The organism is Amycolatopsis sp. NPDC004368, assembly GCF_053602515.1.
Window position 1 is genome coordinate 13320 of the sequence record NZ_JBSGDT010000035.1, and the last position, 18446, is coordinate 31765.

General features: G+C 69.2%; 21 protein-coding genes and 2 tRNA genes. 4 read left to right on the forward strand and 19 right to left on the reverse strand.

Features of this window, described 5'->3' with window-relative positions; genetic code table 11:
- Position 1 precedes the first annotated feature (1 nt).
- The 9 genes from ACWEOE_RS33855 to rplJ form a co-directional block, all read right to left on the reverse strand.
- Positions 2–1180 carry an MCE family protein gene (locus ACWEOE_RS33855; protein WP_452016452.1) on the reverse strand — a complete coding sequence of 393 codons (1179 nt, stop codon included), beginning with the start codon at positions 1178–1180 and terminating at the stop codon, positions 2–4.
- Positions 1177–2163 (reverse strand): MCE family protein, encoded by a 987-nt coding sequence (locus ACWEOE_RS33860; protein ID WP_452016454.1) that lies wholly within the window; start codon positions 2161–2163, stop codon positions 1177–1179. Before ACWEOE_RS33860 ends, ACWEOE_RS33855 begins: the two co-directional genes overlap by 4 nt.
- Positions 2160–3191: an MCE family protein gene (locus ACWEOE_RS33865; RefSeq protein WP_452016456.1), complete on the reverse strand. Its 1032-nt coding sequence runs from the start codon at positions 3189–3191 to the stop codon at positions 2160–2162. The genes ACWEOE_RS33860 and ACWEOE_RS33865 overlap by 4 nt, the downstream gene beginning before the upstream one ends.
- On the reverse strand, positions 3188–4519 hold the full coding sequence (locus tag ACWEOE_RS33870; RefSeq protein ID WP_452016458.1) for an MCE family protein: 1332 nt from the start codon (positions 4517–4519) through the stop codon (positions 3188–3190). Before ACWEOE_RS33870 ends, ACWEOE_RS33865 begins: the two co-directional genes overlap by 4 nt.
- Positions 4516–5352 carry an MlaE family ABC transporter permease gene (locus tag ACWEOE_RS33875; RefSeq protein ID WP_220246059.1) on the reverse strand — a complete coding sequence of 279 codons (837 nt, stop codon included), beginning with the start codon at positions 5350–5352 and terminating at the stop codon, positions 4516–4518. The genes ACWEOE_RS33870 and ACWEOE_RS33875 overlap by 4 nt, the downstream gene beginning before the upstream one ends.
- A gap of 1 nt (position 5353) precedes the next feature.
- Positions 5354–6106: an MlaE family ABC transporter permease gene (locus tag ACWEOE_RS33880; RefSeq protein WP_452016589.1), complete on the reverse strand. Its 753-nt coding sequence runs from the start codon at positions 6104–6106 to the stop codon at positions 5354–5356.
- A gap of 38 nt (positions 6107–6144) precedes the next feature.
- On the reverse strand, positions 6145–7353 hold the full coding sequence (locus tag ACWEOE_RS33885) for an ABC transporter ATP-binding protein (protein ID WP_452016460.1): 1209 nt from the start codon (positions 7351–7353) through the stop codon (positions 6145–6147).
- 388 nt (positions 7354–7741) lie between these two features.
- A complete protein-coding gene (gene rplL / locus ACWEOE_RS33890; RefSeq protein WP_452016462.1) occupies positions 7742–8131 on the reverse strand; it encodes a 50S ribosomal protein L7/L12 in 390 nt (129 codons plus the stop codon).
- 49 nt (positions 8132–8180) lie between these two features.
- Positions 8181–8735 (reverse strand): 50S ribosomal protein L10, encoded by a 555-nt coding sequence (gene rplJ / locus ACWEOE_RS33895; RefSeq protein WP_452016464.1) that lies wholly within the window; start codon positions 8733–8735, stop codon positions 8181–8183.
- Positions 8736–9063: 328 nt separating this feature from the next.
- On the opposite strand from rplJ, the gene ACWEOE_RS33900 reads away from it, so the two are divergent.
- The gene (locus ACWEOE_RS33900) at positions 9064–10017 is read left to right on the forward strand and encodes a hypothetical protein (RefSeq protein ID WP_452016466.1); all 954 of its coding nucleotides are present in this window, start codon (positions 9064–9066) and stop codon (positions 10015–10017) included.
- A gap of 401 nt (positions 10018–10418) precedes the next feature.
- On the opposite strand, the gene ACWEOE_RS33905 is transcribed toward ACWEOE_RS33900, so the two are convergent.
- The 6 genes from ACWEOE_RS33905 to ACWEOE_RS33930 form a co-directional block, all read right to left on the reverse strand.
- Positions 10419–11231, reverse strand: a complete 813-nt coding sequence (locus tag ACWEOE_RS33905; protein ID WP_452016468.1) for an alpha/beta fold hydrolase — start codon at positions 11229–11231, stop codon at positions 10419–10421.
- 69 nt (positions 11232–11300) lie between these two features.
- Positions 11301–12020: a 50S ribosomal protein L1 gene (gene rplA / locus ACWEOE_RS33910; protein ID WP_452016470.1), complete on the reverse strand. Its 720-nt coding sequence runs from the start codon at positions 12018–12020 to the stop codon at positions 11301–11303.
- An 86-nt stretch (positions 12021–12106) separates the two neighbouring features.
- Positions 12107–12541, reverse strand: coding sequence for a 50S ribosomal protein L11 (gene rplK / locus ACWEOE_RS33915; RefSeq protein WP_204091731.1), 435 nt, complete (start codon positions 12539–12541; stop codon positions 12107–12109).
- Positions 12542–12621: 80 nt separating this feature from the next.
- On the reverse strand, positions 12622–13518 hold the full coding sequence (gene nusG / locus ACWEOE_RS33920; RefSeq protein WP_452016472.1) for a transcription termination/antitermination protein NusG: 897 nt from the start codon (positions 13516–13518) through the stop codon (positions 12622–12624).
- Between the two features lie 79 nt (positions 13519–13597).
- On the reverse strand, positions 13598–14035 hold the full coding sequence (gene secE / locus ACWEOE_RS33925; protein WP_452016474.1) for a preprotein translocase subunit SecE: 438 nt from the start codon (positions 14033–14035) through the stop codon (positions 13598–13600).
- A gap of 32 nt (positions 14036–14067) precedes the next feature.
- Positions 14068–14140, reverse strand: a tRNA-Trp gene (locus ACWEOE_RS33930).
- Positions 14141–14599: 459 nt separating this feature from the next.
- Between ACWEOE_RS33930 and ACWEOE_RS33935 the strand changes: the two genes are divergently transcribed.
- The 3 genes from ACWEOE_RS33935 (at position 14600) to ACWEOE_RS33945 (ending at position 17040) form a co-directional block, all read left to right on the forward strand.
- Positions 14600–15505: a TIGR03619 family F420-dependent LLM class oxidoreductase gene (locus ACWEOE_RS33935; protein ID WP_452016476.1), complete on the forward strand. Its 906-nt coding sequence runs from the start codon at positions 14600–14602 to the stop codon at positions 15503–15505.
- Between the two features lie 54 nt (positions 15506–15559).
- Positions 15560–16462: an SGNH/GDSL hydrolase family protein gene (locus ACWEOE_RS33940; RefSeq protein WP_452016478.1), complete on the forward strand. Its 903-nt coding sequence runs from the start codon at positions 15560–15562 to the stop codon at positions 16460–16462.
- A gap of 137 nt (positions 16463–16599) precedes the next feature.
- Positions 16600–17040 carry a hypothetical protein gene (locus ACWEOE_RS33945; protein WP_452016480.1) on the forward strand — a complete coding sequence of 147 codons (441 nt, stop codon included), beginning with the start codon at positions 16600–16602 and terminating at the stop codon, positions 17038–17040.
- On the opposite strand, the gene ACWEOE_RS33950 is transcribed toward ACWEOE_RS33945, so the two are convergent.
- From ACWEOE_RS33950 to ACWEOE_RS33965, 4 genes are all read right to left on the reverse strand, one after another.
- Entirely contained in the window at positions 17027–17425 is a 399-nt protein-coding gene (locus tag ACWEOE_RS33950; RefSeq protein ID WP_452016482.1) for a MaoC family dehydratase, read from the reverse strand. The genes ACWEOE_RS33945 and ACWEOE_RS33950 overlap by 14 nt on opposite strands.
- Positions 17422–17871 carry a MaoC family dehydratase N-terminal domain-containing protein gene (locus ACWEOE_RS33955; RefSeq protein WP_452016484.1) on the reverse strand — a complete coding sequence of 150 codons (450 nt, stop codon included), beginning with the start codon at positions 17869–17871 and terminating at the stop codon, positions 17422–17424. The genes ACWEOE_RS33950 and ACWEOE_RS33955 overlap by 4 nt, the downstream gene beginning before the upstream one ends.
- A gap of 113 nt (positions 17872–17984) precedes the next feature.
- A complete protein-coding gene (rpmG, locus tag ACWEOE_RS33960) occupies positions 17985–18149 on the reverse strand; it encodes a 50S ribosomal protein L33 (RefSeq protein ID WP_020668467.1) in 165 nt (54 codons plus the stop codon).
- A 167-nt stretch (positions 18150–18316) separates the two neighbouring features.
- Positions 18317–18389: transfer RNA gene (locus tag ACWEOE_RS33965), tRNA-Met, on the reverse strand.
- Between the last annotated feature and the right edge of the window lie 57 nt (positions 18390–18446).

The following is an 18446-nucleotide window of genomic DNA, read 5'->3' on the forward strand; positions in this document are numbered from 1 at the left end:
CTCAGCTCCCCGTCCCGTAGACCTGGCCCGCGAGCGGGAGCGGCAGTGGCGGCAGCTTGCCGTTCTGCAGTGACTGCACCACCTGGGCGGTGGACGGCAGCGGCACGAGGCCGTCGACCACACCGGCGATCGAGCCGCAGGTGTCACCGAGCAGCTTGAGCGCGTCGGGCGTCTGCTTGAGCAGGTTGCACACCATCACCAGCGGCGGCTGCGTGAGCTCGTTGAGGTTCGGCCGCGCGTCGAGCGTGCCGGAGGAACCGTTGTAGACGTTGACGAGGTTCGACAGCGCCACCGGCGCCACGTCGAGGATCTCGGCGAGCGCGCTGCGCTGGTCCACGAGCACCTTGGTCACGCCGGCCAGTTTGTCCACATTGGACTTCAACCGGCCGCGGTTCTGCTCGATGAACGTCTGCACCGACTGCAGCGTGGTGCTCAGCTGCTGCACGGTGGCGGCGAGGTCGTCCTTTTCCCCCGCCAGGTACCCGCTCACGTCGGCGAGCTGGCTTTCGAACTGGCGCACCTGGCCGTCGCTGTTGACCAGCGTCTGGGAGAACTGGCCGAGGTTCTGCACGGTCTGGAACAGGTCGTCCTTGTTGCCGGCGAGCGTGCCGGACGCCTGGCCGAGCTTGGCGATCGTGTCGTGCAGGGCCTGGCCGTTGCCGTCCACGTTCTTCGCGACCGTGTTGAGCAGGTCCGACAGCGAGCCGTTCTTGTTGGCGCCGTTGGGTCCGAGCGTCTCGCTCACCTTCGCGAGGCTGGCGGCGAGCTGGTCGACCTCGAGCGGCACCTCGGTGCGGTCGAGCGGGATCACGGCGCCGTCGGAGATCTTCGGGCCGCCGGTGTAGGCGGGGGCGAGCTGGATGTAGCGGTCGCTGACCAGCGACGGCGCCACGATCAGCGCCTTCGCGTCGGCGGGCACCGGCACCGAACGGTCGTACTCGAAGTCCACGCGGACCTGGTTGCCCATGGGCTGGACCTTGGTGACCGTGCCGAGGTCGACGCCGAGCATCCGCACGCTGTTGCCCTCGTAGAGGCCGACGGCGCCGGAGAAGTAGGCGGTCAGGTGCGTGCGGCCGGCGTCCTTGAGCGTCCACCAGATGCCGCCGGCGACCACGAGCGCGAGCACGACGGCGATCGAGGCGCCCCTCAGGAGCGACTGGCCGAACCGGGTGTCACTCATTTCGTGTAGCACCCCTCTTGGTTGAGCGGGCCGAACGACGGCGCCACCAGGCCGCAGATGTAGTTGTCGAACCAGTGCCCGGTGCCGATGGTGTTGGTGAACACACGCACGAACGGCGCGAACTTCGCGATGCCCTGCGCGAGCGAGTCCTGGTTGCGCTGCAGCATCGACGTGAGCTGGTCGAGCTGCGTGAGCACGGGGTCGAGCTGCTTGTCGTTGTCGTCGACCAGGCCCTGCAGCTGCGTGGCGAGCTCCTTGGAGCCGTCGAGCAGCGCGGTGATGGCCTGCTCGCGCTTCGAGATCTCGTCGAGCAGCTGGTTGCCGTCGGTGATCAGCTTCTGCACCTCGGCGTCGCGGTCGACCAGCGTCTGCGACACCTCACGGGTGTTGGCCAGCAGGTTCGACAGCTGCGCGTCGCGCGAGGCGATGGTGTCCGACAGCTTGGAGAGGCCCGAGAGCGCGCCCTTCACGTCTTCCGGCGTGTTGGCGAACGTCTGCGTGATCGTGTCGAAGCTCTTCGCGAGCTGGTCGGTGTTGATGTCGTCGACGGTCTGCGAGAGGCCGCGGAACGCGTCGAGCACGTCATAAGGCGACATCGTGCGGTCGCGCGGGATGGTCTGGCTCGGGTTGAGCGTGCCCGCACCCTGCGGGTCGAGCGACAGGTACTTCTGGCCCAGCAGCGTCTTGATCTTGATGGCTGCCGTGGTCTTGTCGCCGAGCCAGGCGTCCTTGACCTTGAAGGAAACCTTGACGCTGGCGCCGTCGAGCTTGATCTGCGACACCTTGCCGACCTTCACGCCGGCGATGCGCACGTCGTTGTCGGTCGTGAGGCCGGCGGCCTCGGAGAAGTCGGCGCTGTAGGTGGTGCCGCCGCCGATCACCGGCAGGTCGTCGGAGTTGAGCGCGGCGACAAAGCCGAGCACGAGCACCGCGAGCCCGATCAGCGCGATCGGGACGGGGTTGCGCTTCTGGAACGACTTCATCCGCTGCACCTCTCCCGGTTGGACGGCAGCAGCGGCACGTCGATCGGTTCGTTGATCAGCGGCGGCAGGGCGACGCTGCCCTTGACCTCGCAGGCGTAGAAGTTGAACCAGGAGCCGTAGTCGGCGGTGCGCGTCAGCGTACTCACCTTCGTCGGCAGGAACTGGAGGAAGTGCTCCAGCGTCGGCTCGTTCTTGTTGAGCTTGCCCGCCAGGTCGCCGAGCGCGCCGATGTCGTCCTTCAAGGGCTGGCGCGCGTCGCCGAGGAGGCCTGCGGTGGTCTGGGCCAGCGTGCCGAGGCTGTCGATCGCGTCTCCGATCGGCTTGCGGTCCTGGGCGAGGCCCGACACCAGCTGCTGCAGCTTCACGATCAGGTCGCTCAGCTGCGGCGTGTGGGCGTTGACCGTGTCGAGCACCGAGTTGAGGTTGTCGATGACCTCGCCGATCACCTTGTCCTTGTCGGCGATCGTGGTGGCCAGCGACGCCGTGTGCGACAGCAAGCTCTCGACGGTGCCGCCCTCGCCCTGCAGGACCTGGATGACCTCGTAGGAGAGCTTGTTGACGTCGTCGGGGTTCAGCGCGGTGAACAGCGGCTTGAACCCGTTGAACAGCTCGGTCAGGTCCAGTGCCGGCGTGGTGCGCTCCAGCGGGATCGAGCCGCCCGGCGGAAGCGTCTTGCCGGAGGTGTCCGTGCCCTCGCCGAGCGAGAGGTAGCGCTGGCCGACGAGGTTGCGGAACTTGATCTGCGCGGTGACACCCGCCGGCAGCCGCCGCCCGGCGTCGACCTCGAAGTCGACCTGCGCCTGGCGCTTGTCGACGATCTTCACGTCCTTCACCGTGCCCACGCGGACGCCGGCGATGCGCACGTCGTCGCCGCCCAGCAGCAGCGTCGCGTCGGTGAAGCGAGCCGAGTAGTCCTTCGTGCTGGTCGTGTCGATGTTCGCGATGCTCACGCCGAGCACGGCCGTGAACAGCACGGTGATCACCACGAAGATCGACAGCTTGATCAGCGGTGCGGCCAGTCCCCTCACTTCACCGTCACCTCCGCTCCGCGGTAGAGCGGGCCGACGAGCAGCGAGCCCCAGCCGGGGAAGTCACCTTCGCCCATGCCGACCTGCGGGCCCACGAGCTGGCCGAGGAAGTCGTTCTCCGCGCCCGAGTACGCCGGGTCGCCCCCGCTCGTGCCGCCACCGAGACCGGTGGCGTCGGCGAGGAAGTTGGCCGGGTTGAGGCCGGTGCTGTGGGAGTTCGAGCCCGAGGTGGGTTTGGTGCCGTCCTTGAACGCACCGTCGGGCGGTTGCTGCGGGAACGGGTTCGGCAGGTTCTTGAGGTCGTAGCAGCGCGGACCGCGCTTGTCCTCGAACCTCGGCTCGTCCTGACCGGCCTTGTACGGACCGCGGTTCACGACCACTTCGATCGTCGCGTGCAGGCCGGGCTCCTTCGACCCCTTGCCCAGTGCCTTGTCCACGACCGGCACGAGCTTCGCCATCTGCCCGATCACGCACGGGTACTCCGGCGCGTACTTGGCGAGCAGCTCGGCCGTGGGCCGCGCGGTGTCGGCGAGGCTGATGATGTTCTTCGAGTTGGCTTCCAGGAACGACTGCAGGTCCTGCGAAGCCGTCGTGAGGTTGCCGTAGAGGCTCGCCAGGTTCTGCTGCTCGTCCACCACGGTGCGGGTGGTCGTGCTCAGGTTGTCGAGGCTCTGCACCAGATCCGGCGCCGACGCGCTCAGGTTGTCGGAGAACTCCGCCAGTGCCTTGAGGTTGTGCTGCAGCTGCGGTTCGTGCGGGTTGAGCTTGCCGATGTAGTCGCCCAGCTGCGAAAGCGTCTCGCCGAGCGGTTTGCCGCGGCCCTGCAGTGCGGTGGAGATCGCGGTGAGCGTGCTCGAGAGCTTCTGCGGCTGCACGGCTTGAAGCACCGGCAGGAGGTGCTGCAGCGCCTGCTCCAGCTCGATCGCGCCCGACGTGCGGTCCTGCGGGATCACGTCGCCGTCGGAGAGCGTCTTGGCGGAGGGGTTCTTCGGGATCTCCAGCGACACGTACCGCTCGCCGAAGAGCGTCTTGGGCAGGAAGCGCGCGGAGACGTTCTCCGGGATCAGCTTCACGTAGTCGGGCTGCAGGTCCAGCGTGAGCTCGGCGCCCTCGGGAGTGGCGGCGATGGTCTTGACCGACCCCACGATCAGGCCGCGCACCTTCACGTCCGACTGCTCCAGCAGCTGGTTGCCGATGCTGTCGGCGTCGAGCTTCACCGTCACGAACTTGGTGAACGCCTTGTTGTACAAGGCGATGCTCAGGGCCACACCCCCCACGAGCAGCGCCACGAGCAGCAGACCCAAGAGCCTCCGCCGTAGTGTGATCATCCCGCAATCCTCACCGTGACGTCGGTTCCCCAGATCGCGAAACCGATGAAGAAGTTCACGATCGAAACCGTGACGATGGAAAGGCGCACCGCGCGGCCCACGGCCACACCCACGCCCGCCGGCCCACCGGAGGCGCGGTAGCCGAAGTAGCAGTGCGAGAGAATGATCAAGATGCTGAAGATGAGCACCTTGATGAACGAGTACAAGACGTCTTGCGGTGGTAGGAAAAGATCGAAGTAGTGGTCGTAGGTGCCCGCCGACTGGCCGTAGATGTAGATGACCACCAGCCGCGACGCGAGGTAGCTGCTCAGCAGCCCGATGATGTAGAGCGGGATCACGGCCACGAACCCGGCGATGATCCGCGTGGTCACCAGGTACGGCAGGCTCGGCACGCCCATCACTTCCAGCGCGTCGATCTCCTCGGAGATGCGCATGGCGCCCAGCTGCGCCGTGAAGCCGGCGCCGACGGTGGCGCTCAGCGCGAGACCGGCGACCAGCGGCGCGATCTCGCGGGTGTTGAAGAACGCCGTGAGGAAGCCGGTGAACGCACTCGTGCCGATCGAGTTCAGGGCCGAGTAGCCCTGCAGGCCCACGAGGACACCCGTGAAGAGCGTGAGGCCGACCATCACGCCGACGGTGCCGCCGATGACCGCGAGCGAGCCGGAGCCGAAGCTGACCTCGGCGAGCAGGCGCAGGACTTCCTTCATGTAGCGGCGCAGCGTGCGCGGCGTCCACAGCAGCGCGCGGCCGTAGAAGGACATCTGGTCGCCCAGGGTGTCCAGGGTCTCCAGCGGACGGTGGGCGACGCGCTTGGCACCCGAGATGAACGTCATGTCAGTCCAGCTTTCCGGGCACGATCTGCAGGTAGATCAGCGTGATCACGAAGTTCACGACGAACAGCAGCAGGAACGTGATGACCACCGACTGGTTCACCGCGTCGCCCACGCCCTTCGGGCCACCACTGGGGTGCAGGCCCCGGTACGCGGCCACGACCGCGGCGATGAAGCCGAAGATCAAGGCCTTCAGCTCACCGACCCAGAGGTCGGACTCCTGTGCCAGCGCCGAAAAGCTCGCCAGGTAGGCGCCCGGCGTGCCGCCCTGGAGGATGACGTTGAAGAAGTAGCCGCCGAGCACGCCGATGACGCTGACCATGCCGTTGAGCAGGAGGGCCACGAGCATCATGGCGAGTGTGCGCGGCACGATCAGGCGCTGGACCGCGGAGACGCCCAGCACCTCCATCGCGTCGATCTCCTCGCGGATGGTGCGGGCGCCGATGTCCGCGCAGACCGCGCTGCCGCCGGCGCCGGCCACCAGCAGCGCCGTGACGAGCGGGCTCGCCTGCTGCACGGTGGCGAGCACGGAACCGGCGCCGGTGTAGGACTGCGCGCCGAGCTGCCGGGCCAGCGCGCCGAACTGCAGCGAGATGACCGCACCGAACGGGATCGCGACCAGCGCCGTCGGCAGGATCGTGACGCTGGCGACGAACCAGGCCTGCTGGATGAACTCCCGCAGCTGGAACGGGCGCTGGAACATGCCGCGGATGATCTCGAGACCGAGGGCGAACAGGTTTCCGGTCTCGCGGAGCATGCCCGCCCCGGGGATCTTCGCCGGTGCTGCGTTCGAGCTCACGCGCCACCCGGCCCGTTCTGCCGCGGGCCGAAGCCGCCGGGCCTCGGGGTGCCGCCGGGGATGCGGGCGACCTGGTCGGCGGGCAGCTGGCCCTGGTGCTGGTTCGGCACCGGCCCGCGGTCTTGGATCCGGGGGAACTGCTGCGTGTCCTCGGATCCGGGTCGGTTGTGCATGTTCGGGGTGGTCGCGTGCACGTTCGCTTGGACGTTGTAGTGACGCTGCTCTTCTGGCGTGAGGGACTCGATGATGCCCTCCTGCGCGTTGGCCGGGAGCGTGTGCAGGATCCGCATCACGCGGTCCATCCGCCGCCGCGCGCCCGCCCGCTCGGGCAGGCCGGGGCTCGGCTGCATCTGCGGCACGACCCCGCGCACGTCCTCGTCGGGCGACCCGTCGGAGTGCCCCGCGGCGGCTTCGGCTTCCTCGCGCGCCATCGTGGCCGTGTCCTTCTCCTCGGACATGCCGATGGGTCCGCGCTTGCGGCCGTTGAGAAACTGCTCGACCACGGGCTCGTCGCTCGTGAGCAGCACCTCGCGGGGGCCGAACATCACGAGCTCCTTGCGGAACAGCATGCCCAGGTTGTCGGGCACGGTGCGCGCGAGGTTGATGTTGTGGGAGACGATGAGGATCGTCGCGTCGATCTGGGTGTTGAGGTCGATCAGCAGCTGCGAGATGTACGCGGTGCGCACGGGGTCCAGACCGGAGTCGGGTTCGTCGACGAGGATGATCTGCGGGTCGAGCACCAGCGCCCGCGCGAGGCCCGCGCGCTTGCGCATACCGCCGGAGATCTCGCCGGGCAGCTTCTTGTCCGCACCGGCCAGGCCCGTCATCTCCAGCTTTTCACCGACGATGCGGCGGATCTCGGTCTCGGACTTCTTCGTGTGCTCCCGCAGCGGGAAGGCCACGTTGTCGTAGAGGTTCATCGAGCCGAACAGCGCACCGTCCTGGAACAGGACGCCGAAGAGCTTCCGGATCTCGTAGAGCTTGTGCTCGGAACACGTGACGATGTCCACGCCGTTGATCACGCAGCGGCCCTTGTCGGGCTTCAGCAGGCCGATCATGGACTTGAGGAACACCGACTTGCCGGTTCCCGACGGGCCGAGCATCGCGGACACCTCACCCGGCGGGAGGGTCAGCGTCACGTCCCGCCAGATGGTCTGCCTGCCGAAGGACTTCGTCAGACCTTCGATGACCACCTCGGCGCCCATCACACCTCCAGGAGCTGTTCCGCGTCGTCGCGCATCGCCGCCCCGCCGCCACTGCAGCGGAGCCCGCGCCGATGCGCGCCGCGATCTCCGCGTCAACCAGGTGCAACGAGCTGAGTGCGAACAGGTTACTCACCAGTTTTCGACCCTGCCGAGGCCGGTGAGCACCTCACCCGTTCGTGGCGTTGTCAGGTGACCGCTGGCAGCACGGTAGTGCACGTCACTTCCGGGCGCAGATCCAGATGGCCCAAACCAACGGGTGACGCCTGCTCCAACCGGGCGAACCGGCCACTGTGTGTGCAAGGGGGCCGATCAAAAGGAAAGGGGCGGGCACCCTGTCGGATGCCCGCCCCTTCACGAGGTGGTGCGGTAGGCGCCAACGCGCCCGGGATCACTTGATGGTGATCTTGGCGCCGGCGGCCTCGAGCTTCTCCTTGGCGGCGTCGGCGGCCTCCTTGTCGACCTTCTCCAGGAGGGCCTTGGGAGCGGCCTCGACCAGCTCCTTGGCCTCCTTCAGGCCCAGGCCCGAGACGACCTCACGGACGACCTTGATGACCTGGATCTTCTTGTCACCGGCGGACTCGAGGACGACGTCGAACTCGTCCTGCTCCTCGGCGGCGGCCGGGGCGGCACCGGCGGGGCCGGCGGCGGCGGCCACGGCGACCGGGGCGGCGGCGGTGACGTCGAAGGTGGTCTCGAACTCCTTCACGAAGTCCGACAGCTCAAGAAGGGTGAGCTCCTTGAAGGCGTCGATCAGCTCGGCGGTGCTCAGCTTCGCCATGATGGCTTCCTCTCAGAAAAACGAACTCGAGGTTCGGGGTGGGGGTGGATCAGCTCTCGGCGGGTGCTTCGGCTGCTTCGGTACCGGCGGCGTCGCCCTGCTTCTCCTGCAGGGCAGCAGCCAGGCGGGCGACCTGGGACGCCGGCGCCTGGAACAGCGCGGCGGCCTGGGACAGCTTCGCCTTGAACGCGCCCGCGGCCTTGGCGAGCAGGACCTCACGGCTGTCGAGATCGGCGATCTTGGTGATCTCGTCCACGGACAGCGGCTTGCCGTCCATGTAGCCGCCCTTGATGACAAGCGCGTTGTTGTCCTTCGCGAAGTCGCGAAGCGCCTTCGCGGCGTCGACCGGCTCACCTTCGACGAAGGCGATCGCGGTGGCGCCCACGAACAGGTCGTCCAGACCCTGAACGCCGGCGTCCTCGGCGGCACGCTTCACGAGGGTGTTCTTCGCGACCCGGTACTTGGCACTGGTGCCGAGAGCGCGGCGCAGCTGGGACAGCTGGGACACGGAGAGGCCGGTGTACTGGGTAACGACGGTGGCCGAGCTGCTGCGGAAGCTCTCCGCGATCTCGGCGACGGCCGCCACCTTGTCGGGCTTCGCCATGGTCGCCTCCTCTCTTGGCTAGTGGATTCCACTGGTCCGTCGAGAGGCCCGCTCGAAACGACAAAAAACGCCCACGCGCAGTCAGCACGGGGCGTCACGCTTCTCCTGGGAGAAGGCCGAACCTCGTTCCTCCTGCGCGGGCCGCCCGCCGTGTTTCGCGGGACCTTCGTTCCGAGTGCCGTGGGGCAGCCGGAAAACCAGCGGTCTTCGGTAGAACCGTCGTCAAGCCTACCTTGCTCTCTCGGCAGGGTTCACGGGCCCCCTCCCTTGACCAGCGACAAGCCTCCCGGACTCGGCCTTTCCCCGGCGAGCGGGCATCATTGGTGACGTGGCGGAGCAGCGTGATCACGGACAGCCGGACCTCCCACCCGGCCCCGGCCCCCAACCCGGCGACGGCACGCAACCGGTACCGGCGTGGTTGCCGCAGCCCTCCGGGAAGCCGCAGCAGGAGAACCTCCCCGCGCTGCCCTCCTCAGGCGAGCAGCCTCCGCTGGACCCGGCGCAGCTGGAGCAGTTCCGCCAGTTCCAGCAGTTCCAGGACTACCTGCGCTTCACCCAAGCCCAGCAAGGCAACCAGCCGGCCCCCGCACCCGACGCCGGGCTCGTCCCCACGGGGTCGCGGCAGCCGCAAACCCAGGCCGGCCGGCAGCCCCCCATGCCCCCGCACGACCGGGGCGAACTCGAACCCTACGAACGGCCCCGCCGCAAACGCCCGGTCCCCCGCTGGCTGAAGCGTCTCGGCGGCAAGATCCTGGGCTGGATCATCGTGCTGGTGATCCTCGGCATCGCCGCCACGTGGGCCTACCGCCACTTCTTCCCGAGCGACGAGGGCAAGTCCTCGGCCCAGATCGCCGCCGAGGGCGGCGGGACGTACCACACGAACCACATCTTCTCGACCAACCCGTACGAGGCCGTCCGCTTCGTCTTCCACAACATCGCCCAGGGGCGGGTCGAAGACGCGTGCGGTCGGTTCGACGAGCCCGTGCAGACGAAGTTCGCCCAGGACGTCGGCCAGCCCGACTGCAAGGTGGCCGTGGAGAAGCTGCACGCCCAGGTCACCAACCAGAACGACTACGCCGAGTCACTGCCCTCCTACGTCTCCGGCGCGCCGCCCGCGGGCACGGTGACCATCGACTCGTGCGACTACCCCATCGCGGGCGGGCCGGCGCTCGGCGTGTTCACCGTGACCCAAGTGGACAAGGGCCAGTGGCTGATCACGGGCCACTCCCCGGGTCCGGAGCAATGCGGACCCGCGTCGAGTTCCACTCCCCCCACGTCCTGAGCAAGCCGGGCAGCCGCGCGCCGACCACTTCGGACGGTGCGACGAGGCCGCCACCACCCCGACTCCCCGACGGACACGGCCACCGCGGCCATCGTCTCCATGACGTGCCCGGAGTCGACCACCGCACACCCTGCTCACGAATCCGACCCGATTCGGCGAGCAGCTCCACCCCACCCGGGTGTCGGGCTCCTTCGCGTGCCCGCGCGACGGCTGCCCCCGGGCTGCCCCCGCCCTCCTCGGGGGGCTGCCCTGTTCCAGTTTACCGAGCTCAGCGGCCCGAAAACGCCCGACAGGCAATCTGTGGACAACCAGCGCTCACCCCAACCGCCTGTGGACAACTCAGGTCAGTCCACCCACGCTCGCGGCGAGCAGTCCAGCCACGACCACGCCCAGCTGAGCGGTTACACCGGCGAGGAGATCGCGAACCGCGTCTCCCCGGTGTCCGAATAGGCGAAGAAGTCCGCCAGCGCGCGGGCGAACGCGGGGTCCGCCACCGCCGTCATGTGGTCGCCCGGGACGCGGACCAGGCGGGCGCCCGCGATGCCGATGGCGAGGCGCTCGGGCTGGGCCGCGAGCTGGTCGCGTTCGCCGGCGAGGATCAAGGTGGGCACGGTGATCTCCGTGAGCGGGATGGACGTGCGGCGGGAGGCGCGCAGCACCGCGGCGAGGGCCTCGACGTCGGCGCCGGTGCGGCGGGCCAGGCGGCGGAAGGGGCGGACCTCGGCGGGGACGTCGGCGTGGTTCTCGACCACCAGGCCTTCGGCGAGCTGCTCGGGGCTGACCACGCGCGCGTCCACGCCGCCGAAGTCGATGATGCCCGCGCCGATGCCGCCGGTGGCGAGGCAGCGGACGCGTTTGTCCGCGGTGGCGGTGATGAGGGCGACGATGGCGCCCATCGAGTAGCCGGCCAGGGAGACTTCTTCGAGGTCGAGCTCGTCGAGCAGCGCGGAGATGTCGCGGGCCATCACGTCCTGGCCGTAGCGGGCGGGGTCGTGCGGTTTGTCGGAGGCGCCGTGGCCACGAGCGTCGAGGCCGATGACGGTGAACCCGGCGTCGACCAGGGTGCGGACGACGCCGGTGCCGACCCAGTTCACATGCGCGTCCGCGGCGAAGCCGTGTTGCAGCACGACCGGGCGACGGTGCCGGCCGTCGCCCTCCCACACCGTGTAGCTCAGGCGGAGCCCGTCGGGAGCGGTGAACGTCGTCGTCGGCATGGCTCCATGAGACACGAAAAAAGGGCGGTCACGCACGTTGCGTGACCGCCCTTTCGCGTGATGTGCGACTCAGACGGCCGCGTCCTCGCTCAGGAGGTTGCGCGTCCGCAGCGGGTCGACCGGGATGCCCGGGCCCATCGTGGTGGTGAAGGTGATCTTCTTGACGTAACGGCCCTTGGCCGACGACGGCTTGGCGCGCAGGATCTCGTCCAGCGCGGCCGCGTAGTTCTCCACCAGCTTCTCGGTGTCGAACGACGCCTTGCCGATCACCAGGTGCAGGTTGGCCTGCTTGTCGACGCGGAAGTTGATCTTACCGCCCTTGATGTCCTGAACCGCCTTCGCGACCGCGGGGGTCACGGTGCCGGTCTTCGGGTTCGGCATCAGGCCACGCGGGCCGAGGATGCGGGCGATGCGACCGACCTTGGCCATCTGGTCGGGCGTCGCGATGGCGGCGTCGAAGTCGAGCCAGCCACCCTGGATGCGCTCGATCAGCTCGTCCGTGCCGACCGCGTCCGCGCCGGCGGCCTCGGCCTCGGCGGCCTTGTCACCGACGGCGAACACGATGACACGAGCGGTCTTACCGGTACCGTGCGGCAGGTTCACGGTGCCGCGGACCATCTGGTCGGCCTTGCGCGGGTCGACGCCCAGACGCATCGCGACCTCGACGGTCGCGTCCATCTTGGTCTTCGAGGTCTCCTTCGCCAGCTTCGCGGCCTCGAGCGGAGCGTAGAGACGCTCCTTGTCGATGAGCTCCGCAGCCTGGCGGTAAGCCTTGCTGTGCTTGGTCATGCTTCTGTCCTTAACTTCGAAAACGGATCAGTGTGGTGATCAGAGCCAGCACTGGCTCTCCCACGGGGTGTTGCTCGCGGAGAAACTCAGCCCTCGACCGTGATGCCCATGGAGCGGGCGGTGCCGGCGATGATCTTCGCCGCCTGGTCGATGTCGTGGGCGTTGAGGTCGGTCTCCTTGGTCTTGGCGATCTCGCGGACCTGGTCCCAGGTGACCTTGGCGACCTTGGTCTTGTGCGGCTCGCCGGAGCCCTTCTCCACGCCCGCGGCCTTGAGCAGCAGCTTGGCGGCCGGCGGCGTCTTCAGCTTGAAGTCGAACGACCGGTCTTCGTACACGGAGATCTCGACCGGGACGACGTCCCCGCGCTGCGACTCGGTCGCGGCGTTGTAGGCCTTGCAGAACTCCATGATGTTGACGCCGTGCTGGCCCAGCGCCGGGCCGACCGGCGGGGCCGGGTTGGCCTGGCCCGCCTTGATCTGCAGCTTGATGATCGCCGCAAGCTTCTTCTTCTTGGGAGGCATTACCTTGTGTCCTTCTTACTGACGTGAGTCCCCCGCACACCTGCCAGTACGCGGGGACTGCCGGTCGGTGTTCCCGACCGTCAGATCTTGGAGACCTGGTTGAACGACAGCTCGACCGGGGTCTCCCGGCCGAAGATCGACACCAGGACCTTCAGCTTCTGTCCGTCGACGTTGACCTCGGAGATCGTCGCGGGCAGCGTGGCGAACGGGCCGTCCATGACGGTGACCGACTCGCCGACCTCGAAGTCGACCTCGACGGCACCGCCGGCCGACGGCGTGGCGGCCGCGGCGGTCTCGCCCTTGCCGGCCTTCGCCGGGGCTTCCTTCTCGACCTGCGGGGCGAGGAACTTCAGCACCTCGTCCACGGTCAGCGGCGACGGACGCGAGGTCGCGCCGACGAACCCGGTGACGCCGGGCGTGTTGCGCACCGCGCTCCACGACGCGTCGTTCAGGTCCATCCGGACCAGGATGTAGCCGGGCAGCACCTTGCGCTGCACCTGCTTGCGCTGGCCGTTCTTGATCTCGGTGACCTCTTCGGTCGGCACCTCGATCTGGAAGATGTAGTCCTCGACGTCGAGCGTCGTGGTGCGGGTCTCGAGGTTCGTCTTGACCTTGTTCTCGTAGCCGGCGTAGCTGTGCACGACGTACCACTCGCCCGGCGCGGCCATCAGCTCGGCGCGCAGCGCGGCGACCGGGTCGCCGGATTCGGCGGCCGGCTCGGTCTCGTCGACGACGACATCCGCGGAGTCTCCGGAGTCCTCATCGGCCGAGTCCTCGTCAGCCGTGTCCTCGTCGGCCGCTTCGGTCTCGTCAGCCTCGTCGGCGCCGTCTTCCGCGCCTTCTTCGACGGCGTCGACCTCGGGCACCTCGACGGGCTCGAGGTGAGCGGACTCCTCGTCGCCGAGTGCCGCGTGCACCTGCTCGTCGGAAAGCTCGGTCAGGTCGCGACCGGCTCCTGTGCCGTTGTCGGAGGTCACGTTCCGTCCTCTCAGTTGATCATTTGCCGGGCTCGGGCAGGCCGGCCCGCGCGGCGCACGGTGGCGCGCGCCTCCGGCGTCAGCCGAAGACCAGCCCGATGACCTGCTTGAAGGCCAGGTCGAGGCCGCTCACGAGGGCCACCATGAACACCACGAACACCAGCACGACTGCGGTGTAGGTGACCATCTGCTTGCGGTTGGGCCAGATGACCTTGCGCAGCTCCGCCCAGACCTCGCGGATGAACCGCATGATCCGCGCGAAGACCGACGCCTTCTTCGGCTTCTGGTCACGCTTCGGGGTCGGCGCGCCCTTGGCGTCGGCGGCGGGCTTCGCGACCTTGTCGCCCGCCTTGCCGGACGGACGCGTGCCGCCCGATCGCGCCTCGGACTTGCCGGACGGGCGGGCGGAAGCGCGGCGCTCGCGCCGAGCCGCGGCGGTCGCCGGGCGGGACTCGACCCCGGGCGTCTTGCCCGACTCGTCCTGCTCGTGCTCGCCGCTGGCGTCGCTGTCGCTCACGACCACTCCTCCGCTCCACCAGTACCCGTACGCAGGGGTGACAGGACTTGAACCTGCAACCTGCGGTTTTGGAGACCGCTGCTCTGCCAATTGAGCTACACCCCTGTGGAGCCTGGTTTCCCATGCTCCGGAGGACGCATTCCATCGTCCCCACCATCCGGCGGGGATGACCGTAGTGCGTTCCGAGTTCCGAAGTCTACGGCAAGCCTGATCGGGGCCCGCAACCGCGCCCCCCTCGTTCGTCGGGTGGGCCCGCACCGGCCCCCCGGCGCCCTGGTCGAGCGAGCCGGGAACGTGACCGGCACGCGCCGCCGCGCCGTGCCAGGATGGCCGCATGCGCCCGTCCGCGATTAATCGGGAAACGACCGTCCGCCCGGTGGTCGAAGCCCATTCCGCGGTCGGTGAACGCGGCATCGAGCCGCACTCGCGAGGCCACCGGAAATCCTTGCCCCACCAGTTAAATCCCGGCGGCGACGGGAAAATTCCCACGCGGCACAGCGAGGGCCGCGAGCCGGTGCGTGATCTTCGTTGTCCCCCAAGGAAAGTCGTCCCCGAGGAGGCCCGGTGACCGCGTTGCGACTCGGACTCGCCCTGCCGCAGTACGGCAAGCTCGCCGATCCCACCGCCATCGCCGGATTCGCCGCCGCGGCCGAGGAGCTCGGCTACGCTTCGCTGTGGGTCGGTGACCGGGTGCTCACGCCGGTCGAGCCGTCGGACCTGTACCCGGGCGGCGGGACACCCGAGCGCCCGTACCCGCCGGAGTTCATCCACTTCGTCGATCCGTTCGTCGCGCTGACCGCCGCCGCCGGCGCCACGCGCACCGCGCGGCTGGGCATGAGCACGCTCTCGGCGCCCGTCTACTCGCCCGTGCTGCTCGCCCGCACGCTCACGTCGCTCGACCTGCTCTCGGGCGGCCGCCTCGACGCCGGGTTCGGCCTCGGCTGGCTGCGCGACGAGTACACCGCGGCCGGCGCACCGTGGGCCGGGCGCGGTGGCCGCCTCGACGAGCTCATCGAGGCCGTGCGCGCGCTCTGGACCGCCGACCCGGCCGGCCACGACGGCGAGCGCTGGCAGATTCCCGACTCCCACCTCGGCCTGCGGCCCGCGCAGAACCCGCATCCGCCCATCCTGGTCGGCGGCTGGTCCGAACGGTCCCTGCGCCGCGTCGGCACGACCGCCGACGGATGGCTGCCCACGCTGATGCCGCCGCAGTACCTGCACCGGATGTGGTCCGTGATCAGCGCGGCCGCCACCGAGGCCGGGCGCGATCCGGCGGCGCTGCGCCGCCCGTTGCGGATCAACCCGCGCGAGGGCACGCCCGTGGTGACCTTGACGGATGTCGCATCCGCGGTGAAGGGCGTGGCCGACGAGGGGTTCACCGAGGTGTTCGTGGACCTGCACTACATCGCCGACAGCCCGGACCACGCGCTGGAGCTCGCCGCCGAGCTGCGCGCCGCCGTCGACCGGTAGGGGTCACCCGGATACCCGTCGTCACGCGGGTCGCGGACCGGTAGAAACGATCAGGTGGCGGCGAAGAAGAGCGGCGGGTGCGGACTGCTGATCCTGGTGGTCGTGGTCGCGCTGCTCGGCGTGGGGTACTACAAGTCGAGGCACGGGTCGTCGACCGAGCCGCCGTCGGGCGCGGCCACCGGGGGCGGCACGGGCCGCTACGTGGCACTCGGCGACTCCTACACCTCGGCCCCGCGCACGGGCCGCGCGGCGGGCACGCCCGCGGGCTGCGACCGTTCGGACAACAACTACCCGCACCTGGTGGCCGCGAAGATCAAGCCGGCGCAGTTCGTGGACGTCAGCTGCAGCGGCGCCACCACGTCGGACCTCACGGGCTCCCAGTCGACCCACAACGGCACGAACCCGCCGCAGCTGGATTCCGTGACGTCGGCCACCACGCTGGTGACGCTCGGGATCGGCGGCAACGACGTCGGCTTCATCGCGCTGGCGCCCAGCTGCGCGACCACGAACCGCGACGGCGCGCCCTGCCACGACCGCCTCACCGCGGGCGGCCACGACCAGCTCGCCGACCGCATCGACGCGGTGGCGGGCAAGGTCGGCGCGGTGCTCGACAAGATCCACGCCCAGGCCCCGAAGGCCCGCGTCGTGGTGGTGGGCTACCCGACCGTGCTGCCCGACGGCGGCGTCTGCTGGCCCGCGCTGCCCGTCGGCTCCGGCGATGTGGCGTACCTGCGGGATTCGCTGAAGCACCTCAACGACGTGCTCGAAGACCAGGCCAAGGCCCACGACGCCGGGTACGCCGACACGGCGGACCCGAGCAAGGGCCACGACGTGTGCACGGGCTCGGGCACGCGCTGGGTCGAGGGCCTGGTGCCGACGTCGGCCGCCGCCCCGCTGCACCCCAACGCGCGGGGCGAGGCGGGCATGGCGGCGGCCGTCGAGTCGGTGGTGAGCTGAGGCAGCCCGGCCTGGCCTTTCGGGCAGCGGGCGGTGAACCGGTCTGGCGCACCGACCGTGTCACGCTCGTCCGCAGTCCCGGCTCACAGAGGTGAGATGACGCCAAGGCGGAAGAGATCGGCTACGCGTCCCCGTGGGTGAGCGACCGCGTGATCAAGCCGCTCGCGCCGTCGGACCACTACCCCGGCTCCGGCACCGCGGAGAACCCCTTCCCCCAGGAGCTCCTGCACTTCGGCGACCCGTTCGTCGCCCTCGCCGCGGCGAGCGCCGGGAGGAGCAGATCGAAGTCCTGCGCAAGATCTGGACCGACGGCCCGGTCGGGCACGAAAGCGCGCGATGGCACATCCCGGAAGTCCACCTTTTCGCTGACCTCGGCGCAGCGGCCGGGCCCGCCGATCCGGCTCGGTGCGGCGGCACCGGCGGCCCTGCACCGCGTCGGCCGGATCGCCGACGGCTGGCTGCCGGCGTACTTCCCCGACATGGACGAAGTGCTGACCGGGATGTGGACGACCAGCACGCAGGCGGCCGGCGAAGCGGGCCGTGACCCGGCGGCGCTGCGCCGCGTCAGACGCGGATGAGCGCCTGCGGCTTGCCCAGCACGGCCTTGCCGTCGTACTTCACGACCAGGTCCACGCGGGCGACACCGTCCTCCGAGATCGCGCCGACCTTGCCGCTGAGCTGCACGAAGGCGCCCTCGGCGTCGTCGGGCACCACGACGGGGCGGGTGAAGCGGGCGCTGAAGTCCAGTAGGCGCGAGGGGTCGCCGAGCCAGTCGCTGACGACGCGGCCCGCGAGCGCCATGGTGAGCATGCCGTGGGCGATCACGTCGGGCAGGCCGACTTCCTTGGCGAAGCGCTCGTTCCAGTGGATCGGGTTGAAGTCGAGCGCGGCGCCCGCGTAGCGGACCAGCTGCTCGCGCGTGACGCGGACCTCGATCGGGGGCAGTTCGTCGCCGACGTTCACGCGTCCTCCCCTCGCACCACGAGCTGGGCCCGGGTGGTGCAGACCAGTTTGCCGTCGGCGTCGGTGATCCGGGCGCTGACGGTGAGGAAGTCGTTGCCGGCGCGCGCCATGATGTTCTCGATCTTCGCGCCGATTTCCAGCACGTCGCCCGCGTACACCGGGCGCTCGTAGGTGAAGCCCTGGTCGCCGTGGACCATGCGCGAGTAGTCGAGCCCGAGCTCCGGGTCCGCGACGATCCCGTTGACCTTGGGCAGGTTCAGGATCGTGAGGAACGTCGGGGGCGCGACCACGTCCGGGTGGCCGGCCGCGCGGGCCGCCTCCGGGTCGCGGTAGAGGGGGTTGGGGTCACCGATCGCGTCGGCGAACTCCAGGATCTTCTCGCGGCTCACCGCGTACTGGCCGGCGGGCGGGTAGCTCCGTCCGGTGAACGACTGGTCCAAAGGCACCCGCCGAGGCTAGCCGACGCTCGGCGCGCCCCTGAAAGGTCGCCCCGAACAGCGAAAAGCCGTCCCGGCGGGAGGCCGGGACGGCTGTTCGAAGCTGGACGAGAACCGCTACGTCAGCGGGTCTCTTTGTGAGTCCGGTGCGTACCGCAGTTCGGGCAGAACTTCTTCATCTCCAAGCGGTCCGGGTCGTTGCGCCGGTTCTTCTTGGTGATGTAGTTGCGGTGCTTGCACTCTTCGCACGCCAGCGTGATCTTGGGTCGCACGTCGGTGGCAGCCACAGCGTTTCCTTCTCTCTCAGTACCGAACCCGCACCCGCGCCGCTAACCGCGCGGTGCGGGGGTCCAGGGGGCTTGCCCCCTGGCGGGGGTCTGGGGGTTCGACCCCCAGGGTTCAAGCGGAGCGGCTGTGGCTCGCGCGTTCTGCGAGCACAATCCCCTCAGCTGCGTAGCGGTGGCCGGACTTGAACCGGCGACACAGCGATTATGAGCCGCTTGCTCTGCCAACTGAGCTACACCGCCGTAACCAACGCCCACCCTGCCTAACTCAACCCACTGGGGTCCAGGGGGCGGAGCCCC